At 72.2% G+C, this 7,652-nt stretch carries 7 protein-coding genes; 2 read left to right on the top strand and 5 right to left on the bottom strand.

The window, feature by feature from the left end:
* Position 1: 1 nt before the first annotated feature.
* Complete coding sequence (locus tag IEZ03_RS38880; protein WP_373293672.1) at positions 2–163, top strand: aromatic-ring hydroxylase C-terminal domain-containing protein; 162 nt, start codon at positions 2–4, stop codon at positions 161–163.
* A gap of 24 nt (positions 164–187) precedes the next feature.
* Here IEZ03_RS38880 and IEZ03_RS22715 read toward each other — a convergent pair whose 3' ends face one another.
* Positions 188–985, bottom strand: a complete 798-nt coding sequence (locus IEZ03_RS22715; RefSeq protein ID WP_184885731.1) for a helix-turn-helix transcriptional regulator — start codon at positions 983–985, stop codon at positions 188–190.
* 480 nt (positions 986–1,465) lie between these two features.
* Here IEZ03_RS22715 and IEZ03_RS22710 point away from each other — a divergent pair, with 480 nt between their 5' ends.
* Positions 1,466–2,446, top strand: coding sequence for an aldo/keto reductase (locus IEZ03_RS22710; protein ID WP_184885733.1), 981 nt, complete (start codon positions 1,466–1,468; stop codon positions 2,444–2,446).
* On the opposite strand, the gene IEZ03_RS22705 is transcribed toward IEZ03_RS22710, so the two are convergent.
* The 4 genes from IEZ03_RS22705 to IEZ03_RS22690 form a co-directional block, all read right to left on the bottom strand.
* Entirely contained in the window at positions 2,443–3,126 is a 684-nt protein-coding gene (locus IEZ03_RS22705; RefSeq protein WP_184885735.1) for a response regulator transcription factor, read from the bottom strand. The two genes, IEZ03_RS22710 and IEZ03_RS22705, sit on opposite strands and share 4 nt — an antisense overlap.
* Positions 3,116–4,255 (bottom strand): sensor histidine kinase, encoded by a 1,140-nt coding sequence (locus IEZ03_RS22700; protein ID WP_184885737.1) that lies wholly within the window; start codon positions 4,253–4,255, stop codon positions 3,116–3,118. Before IEZ03_RS22700 ends, IEZ03_RS22705 begins: the two co-directional genes overlap by 11 nt.
* Positions 4,256–4,607: 352 nt before the next feature.
* Positions 4,608–5,606 (bottom strand): dTDP-glucose 4,6-dehydratase, encoded by a 999-nt coding sequence (gene rfbB / locus IEZ03_RS22695; RefSeq protein ID WP_184885739.1) that lies wholly within the window; start codon positions 5,604–5,606, stop codon positions 4,608–4,610.
* 48 nt (positions 5,607–5,654) lie between these two features.
* Positions 5,655–7,514, bottom strand: coding sequence for an AfsR/SARP family transcriptional regulator (locus tag IEZ03_RS22690; RefSeq protein ID WP_184885741.1), 1,860 nt, complete (start codon positions 7,512–7,514; stop codon positions 5,655–5,657).
* Positions 7,515–7,652 lie beyond the last annotated feature (138 nt).

Below are 7,652 nucleotides of genomic sequence, written 5' to 3'. Positions count from 1 at the left end.
CATCACCGCCACCGAACCACCCGCACCCGGCCTCGACGCCGCACTCATCCGACCCGACGGCTACATCGCCTGGACCCACCCCGGCACCGACCACGACCTCACCCACGCACTGACCCACTGGTTCGGCACCGCCCGAAGCGTCGCCGCCGCACATCAGGCGTAGTGCGGACACCGGCCCGACAGTGCGTTAGACGGCGGCCTTCGGGTGCGAGCCGATGACGGGGCAGCCGGCCCCGGTTCGGGCGGGCGGCGGTTCCAGGTCGGGTAGCGCCAGCAGGACCGGCGGGTCCACCGGGCGCGGGCGGTGCAGGCGCACCGCGGCGCTCGTGACGGCGTCTCCGGTCACCGGCACCGCGTCGTGCCTGCCGACGAGCGAGCAGCGCTGGGACGGCGGGTCGGGCCCCACCCCGTCCGCCGTTCCCACCGCGTGCACGTACCAGGTGCCTTCGGGCACGTCCGCGAGGTGGTAGCACGTGGGGCGGCCGCTGGGCACGTCGACGACCATGCCCGCGACGGGCGGATGCTGGAGGATCGGGGTCCGGAAGGCGCCCACGTACACGCGCGCGTTCCCGCGGCCCTCCGGCAGGCTGACCGTCCCCGCGACGGCCCCGGTGCCGGTGCCGGGGCGCCCGGACGGGCGCGGGCGGGGCGACCCGAACCCGCCGGTCCGCGACAGGCGGCGGAACCGGCCCGGCGAGACCCCGACACCGGCCGTGAAGCCGCTCGTGAACGAGCCGAGGCTGCCGTATCCGACCGCGGACGACACCTCCGCCACGCTCATCGCGGTGTCCAGCAGCAGGAGCCTGGCCTGGTGGATGCGGACCGCGGCGAGGAACCGGGCGGGGGTCGTTCCGGTCTCGTCCCTGAACCGGTGCGCGAAATAGAAGCGGCTGAGCGCGGCGCTCCGCGCCATCTCCGCGAGGGACAGCGGCTCGTTGTACCGTTCCCAAATGCACTCGATGGCCTTTTCCACGGCTTTGTCCATAAGCAATCCCGCCTCTCCACCGGCCGCCAGGCTGCCCCGCGGCCGTCGTGCCAGGCTAGAGCGACGCTAGGACGCTGCCCCCCACCTGGAATGGGGAAGATTCACCGGGACGCCCTTTGCCCGGCATGATCCTTCAGAGCGTCGGGCTCCGCTCTGGAGCGCGCTGACCAGGGCGGATCCCAGGCACCGGATCGAGCTCCGCAGCCGTTCAACCGCGCGGGCCGCACGGTCGAACGCGCTGCCCGGATCCGGCTGCCGGGCCGCGGACCTGAAAGCCCGCTGAACGTTTTGTCCATTGCCCGGTGCTGGTCATCGGCCTGCCGCAGGCGGTTTCCGGGGACGGCTTGCGGAATCGGCTTCCAAAACCCAGTTCTTCTGGCCACAATGTGATTTACGACTGCCGCTCGGGGCGTGGCGGTAATGCGCGCGCGCCCTGCGCCGGCTCGCGAGCACCCCTCACCACGGACTGGTCAGGAGGAGATGCACGTCAGGAAGCTCGGCGACGCCGGCCCGGCCTCGAAGCCCATTGGACTGGGCACGCTCGCCTTGACCGGAGGATCCGGGCCGGTGGACGACGCGACGGGCATCGAAACGATCCGCTTCGCGCTCGACATCGGCGTGACCCTGATCGACGCCGTGGCCGGCGACGACGTCGCGAGGGCCGAACGGCTCGTCGGCCGCGCCGTCGCCGGCCGGCGGGACGAGGCCGTGATCGCCACCTCCGGCGGGTTCCGGCCCGCGCACGGCGGCCTGGGGACGCGGCTCGACGGTACGCCCGGACACCTCAGGCGGTCCTGTGACGCCTCGCTCGAACGCCTCGGCGTCGACCACATCGACATCTACTACCTCGCCGGAGTGGACCCCGGGGTCCCCGTCGAGGAGAGCATGGGGGAACTCGCCGGGCTCGTCGCGTCCGGCAAGGTCCGCTGGGTGGGCCTGTCCGGCGCCTCCGCCGAGCAGCTGCGGCGCGCCCACGCAGTACATCCGGTCGCCGCGCTCGCCGCCGAGTACTCCCTGTGGGAGCGGCGCGTCGAGGCCGAGTGCCTGCCGGCCGCCAGGGAGCGCGGGATCGCGGTCTTCGCCTGCCGCCCGCTCGGCCGCGGCTTCCTCACCGGCCGGATCCGCTCGGCGGCCCAGCTCGCCGCGGGCGACGCCCGCCATGGCGATCCCCGTTTCCGGCCGGAGAACCTGCCGGGCAACGTGCGGCTGCTGCGGGCGGCCGAGGAGATGGCCGCGCACCGGGACGTCGGCCTCGCCCGCCTCGCGCTGGCCTGGCTGCTGTGCCGGGGCGACGACATCACGCCGGTACCGAGCACCCGCGACCGGCTGCACCTGGAGATGAACGCGGCCGCGGCCGAGATACGGCTCACCGCCGCCGAGTGCGACCACCTGGCGGCCCTGTTCCCGCCCGCGTCGATCGCCGGCGCGCCGCCACCCGGGCCGGCGCCGCCGCGCGGCTAGCGGTGCGCCGCCGCCTGGCGCCGCTCCCCCACCTCGATCAGGGCCCCCTCCACCGCCTTGTTGACCGCGTCGATCCGGGAGGCCGCGCCCAGCTTCACGAAGATGTTGCGCAGGTGCCGCTTGACGGTCGCCTCGGTGAGCGACAGCTGCGCCGCGATCTGCCGGTTGCTCAGCGCCTGGGCCGTGAGCTCCAGGACCTCGCGCTCCCGGTCGGAGAGGATCATCGGGGGGCCGCCCGGATCGCTCTGGCCGCTCCCGGCGATGCTCTCCCTGGAGACCGACACGACGACGCGGTCCTTGTCGAAGCGGACGCTGCGGATCGCCGACACCAGTTCCTGCTTGGTCACGCTCTTCAGCAGGTAGCCCCGCACGCCGACGTCGAGGAGGCTCTGCAGCAGCTCCGGTCCCTCGTACATGCTCAGGATGAGGACGGCGGTGTGCGGCGACCGTTCGCGGATCCTGGCCACCGTGGTGGTGGCGTCGTCGCCGGGGATCTCGATGTCGAGCAGGACGACGTGGGGGCGCTTCTCCGCGGTCTGCTCCACGGCCCCCTGGCTGTCTCCCGCCTCCCCCACGACGACCATGTCGTCCTGATAGCCGAGGATCTCCCGCAGGCCCTCGCGGACGAGGGCGTGGTCGTCCACGAGCAGGACGGTCGTCTCGGGTTGGTCAGGCTGCATCGTTCTCGCTTCCTGGAAGCGGTATGGAAAGTTCCACGCGGGCGCCCTGCCCCGGCGTACTCGACACGGTGATCGTGCCGCCGATGAGCTCCGCGCGTTCGCGCATGGTGGACAGTCCCACCCCGTCCGAGCCCGTGGCCTGGTCCGGGTCGAAGCCGACCCCGTTGTCGTCGACGTAGATGCGCATCTCGTGCGGCGCGATGTCGACGCGCACCAGGACCAGCTCGGCCATGCCGTGGACCAACGCGTTCCGGACGGCCTCCCGGACGACGAGGAACGACTCGTCCTTGACCGCGGGCGACGCCCACATCTCGTCGCCGTTGACCTTCAGCTGGACGACCGCGTCGTCTGTCGCCAGGGCCTCGAACGCCGTCCGCAGCGCCTTTTCCAGGCAGTTCGACGACTCGCAGAAACGCAGATCGGAGGTGATGTCCCGCAGGATCCGCATTGCCTCCTGGACGGCGCCGTAGGCCGCGGTAAGGCGCTTCTCCGTCTCGGGGCAGGGGCCCTTGCTGTTCTTGTCGAGGTCGTACAGTTCGAGCTGGCGGTAGGCCGCGCTCAGCCACATGCCGACGCGGTCGTGGAGCTCCCGCCCGATGCGGCACCTCTCCTCGACCTGCGCCTGGCGAAGCATGTCGCGCAAGTACCCCTCATGGGCGAGGAGTCCCCCACTACAGGTAATGCTTTGGTAAAGAGCGCGGGACGCGAGCATGAGGAGGGGCAAGGACTCCCCCTCGGGATCCAGGCGGCGGACCAGCTCGCGCTGGACGACGTCGAAGAACACGGCACCCGTCCGCACCGACTCCTGCGGCCGCGGGCCGGGGGCGGCGGCGCGCATCGCCGCGGTCTCCGGCATCCGGGGTTCGGGGACCCTGGGCTCCGGCACCCTCGGCTCCGAGCCCTCGGCGACCTGGACGGCGCCCGCGCGCAGGCTGCCGATGACGTCCGTCAGCACCCGCTCCGCGTTCGCGACGAGCTGCCCGCGCGCCACCCGGTCCGCGGCGACCGGACCGCCCAGCTCGTCCAGGACCCGCTCGTAGGCGGCCACGATCTCGGCCCGGTCGGCTTCCAGGCGGGAGGCCGCGGCCGGGCCGGTATGCCCCGGCCACGAGGAAGGTCTCTCTGCCACGATGTCCCCTGGGCAAGAAGTCCGTCTTTGCGTGCACGATAGCCGCTGACCTCGCCAGCCGCTAAGACCGTTATGACCGTTAAGGCCGTTCTCAACCACACCTTGTGACTTCGTGATCAGGACCCGCGCACCGCACTCTCACCGCTTCCGTGCAGGTGGGCCCAGCGGTGGCGGGGGCGGCGGCCCATTCGCTTCGAACATTGATCACGCCGTGTCGTCCTGCCAGGTCAGCGAGACGCCATCAATTTTCTTCGGATATATCTCCTGGTCAGCGAGGCGAACGAAATCAGTGATGATTCGTTCCGGTTCAAGGCGGCGCACCACGGCCTCGGAAGGCGCGGACCCCCCCGGCTCAGGAGGGCGCGCCGGCGTCCACGACCGCGGGACGCCGCTTGACCGGCTCCCACCACTCCCGGTTCGCGGCGTACCAGCGGACCGTCTCGGCGAGCCCCCGGAGGAAGGGCACGCGCGGGTGGAAGCCGAGCTCCCCGGCGATCTTCGATCCGTCCACGGCGTACCGCTGGTCGTGTCCCTTGCGGTCGGGGACGAAGCGCACCCGCTCCCAGCCCGCGTCGCAGGCGTCCAGCAGCAGGCGGGTGAGTTCGAGGTTGGACAGCTCCACGCCGCCGCCGACGTTGTACGTCGCCCCCGGGCCGCCCCGCTCCAGCACCGCCTGGACCGCGCGGCAGTGGTCGTCCACGTGGAGCCACTCGCGCACGTTCCTCCCGTCGCCGTAGAGCGGCACGTCCTCCCCGTCCAGGAGGTTCGTGACGAACAGCGGGATCAGCTTCTCGGGGTGCTGGTAGGGCCCGTAGTTGTTCGAGCAGCGGGTGGTCGACGTCCAGAGCCCGTGGGTCCGGTGGAACGCCCGGACGATCAGGTCACTGGCCGCCTTGGACGCGGAGTAGGGCGAGTTGGGCTCCAGGGGGTGCCCCTCCGGCCACGTCCCCTGGTCGATGGACCCGTACACCTCGTCGGTGGAGACGTGGACGAACCGGCGGACGCCCGCCCGCAGGCAGCCTTCGAGGAGGGTGTGCGTCCCTTCGACGTTCGTCGCGATGAACCGCGCCGATCCGGAGACGGAGCGGTCCACGTGCGACTCCGCGGCGAAGTGCACGACGGCGTCGTGGCCGGGCAGCAGGTCCCTGAGCAGCTCGCCGTCGCAGACGTCCCCGCGGACGAACGTCAGCCGCGGGTCGTCCGCGGGGAGGTTCGCGGGGTTGCCCGCGTAGGTCAGCTTGTCGAGCACGGTCACGTGCGCGTTCGCGAGCGCCGGGTACCGCCCGGCGAGCGCCGACCGTACGTAATGGGACCCGATGAAACCCGCGCCGCCGGTGACTATCAGCCTCACACCGCAAGGCTGCCGGTGCCGGGTCGAAGGTCGATCGAGCACCGGTGATCACGCCATCGAGGCCGGGCTCCGCGCCGGCCGCTCGTCACCGGTCTGGACGAGGGACGTGAGGCGCTCCCGCGCGTACATCCGGGCGAGCTTGGGGTACCGGTAGCGGACGGTGCCGTTCTCCTGGGCGCAGCGCAGCAGGTGGTGGCTCAGGAAGTGGTCCAGGGTCCGCCGGGCCTCGGCGACGTCCCAGCCCAGCAGGTCGGCGGCCGTGTCGGCGGTGAACTCCGACGGCAGCATGCTGAGCAGCGCGAAGGCGCCCTGCTCGCGGTCGCCGAGCCGCTCGTAGCTGGAGTCGAACCTGGACCGCAGGTCGAGATCGCCGAACCGCAGTTCCGGGAGGCGCTGGGGCGTGCGGGTGAGCTCCTCCGCCATGCGGCCCAGCGAATAGCCGGGCATCGCGGCGAGCCGGTCGCCGATGCAGCGCAGCGCCAGCGGCAGGGAGTCGCAGGCGTCGACCAGCAGCTCGGCGCCGTCCCGCTCCCTGCGGATGCGGGGGCCGCCGATGATGCGGGCGAGCAGCTCGATGCCGTCCGCCCGGTTCAGCACGTCGATCTCGATGTTCCGTGCGCCCGGCAGGCCCTCCAGCCTGCGCCGGCTGGTGACGACCACCGCGCACCGCGTGCCGCCGGGCAGCAGCGGCCGCACCTGGGCGGCCGACGCGGCGTCGTCCAGCACCATGAGGAGGCCCCGGCCGGCGGCCGCGGAGGAGAGCAGGCGGCTGCGGTCCTGCAGGCCCTCCGGGATCTGGTGCGCGGGGAAGCCGAGGGCGCTGAGGAAGGAGTGGAGGACCTCGGCGGGGTCGCGGGCGCGGTCGGTCGACCCCCGGAGGTCCGCGTAGAGCTGCCCGTCGGCGAACGCGGAGCGGACCCGGTGCGCGGCGTGCACCGCCAGCGCCGTCTTCCCCACCCCGGGCATCCCGCTGATCACGGTGACCCGCCCGGCGCCGCACGGCTCCGGCGGCGGCGCCGCCACCTGCTCGCAGACCTCCGCCACGTCGGTCCCGCGGCCCGCGAACTCGGGGTCCGCGGGGAGCCGCGCCGGCGCCGGCTCGTCCGCGTGCTCCCCGGCGGGCGCGCGGACGGGCCCCGGCCCCGGCTCGATCGCCGAGGGGGCGGGCAGGTCGGCCGAGAGCAGGCCCTGGTGCAGCTGCCGGACCTCCCGGCCGGGTTCCAGGCCGAGCTGCTCCACGAGGTTGCCGCGGAGCGTCCGGTAGACGTCGAGCGCCTCGTAGCGGCGTCCGGAGTGGTGCAGGGCGGTCATCAGGGACGTGTGGAAGCCCTCGTGCAGCGGGTACCTGACCACCAGGGACTTCAGCTCGCCGATCAGCTCCAGGTGGCGGCCGACCCGCAGGTCGGTCTCGATCCGCAGTTCCAGCGCCCGGAACCTGACCTCCTCGAGCCGCGCCACGTACGCCGACAGCAGGTTGCCCGCGAGCACGTCGACCAGCGCGGGCCCCCGCCACATGGCGAGCGCGTCGGCCAGGATCTCCGCCGCCCGCACGGGGTCGCCGCGGTCCAGGATCGCCCGCCCCTCCTTGATCGCCTGCTCGAACCAGTGGAGGTCGACGTCCTCGTCCGGGACGCTGAGCATGTAACCGGCGGGCCGCGTCTGCAGGACCTCTCCCGCGCCGCACCGCTGGAAGATCTTCCGCAGTTTGTAGATGTACGTCTGCAGGGTGGTCATCGCGCTGACCGGCGGATCGTCCTCCCAGAGCTCGTCGATCAGCTCCGAGGTCCGGACGACGGAGTTGCGGCGCAGCGCGAGCAGCGCGGCGACCTGGCGCGGCTTCGGCGCGGTCGGGGCGATGTTCTCTTCCGCCTGAATGATCTCGAAGGACCCTAGAACCCGGAATTCCATCGCATTCTCCCTCGACTGGGGGTAATGGGCGGATCGACCGGCCGTCGACCACTTAGGCACGTTAACCAGCATCGGCCGGCAAGACAAGATCGCATTACCTAAGTTGCGCGGAGGATGGGCGGACGGGACCATTCGGAA

The sequence above is a fragment of the Actinomadura livida genome, assembly GCF_014648675.1.
Classification (GTDB): Bacteria; Actinomycetota; Actinomycetes; order Streptosporangiales; family Streptosporangiaceae; genus Spirillospora; species Spirillospora livida.
Note: the sequence above shows the minus strand (reverse complement) of the source record. Positions and strands in the feature narration are given on the sequence as shown.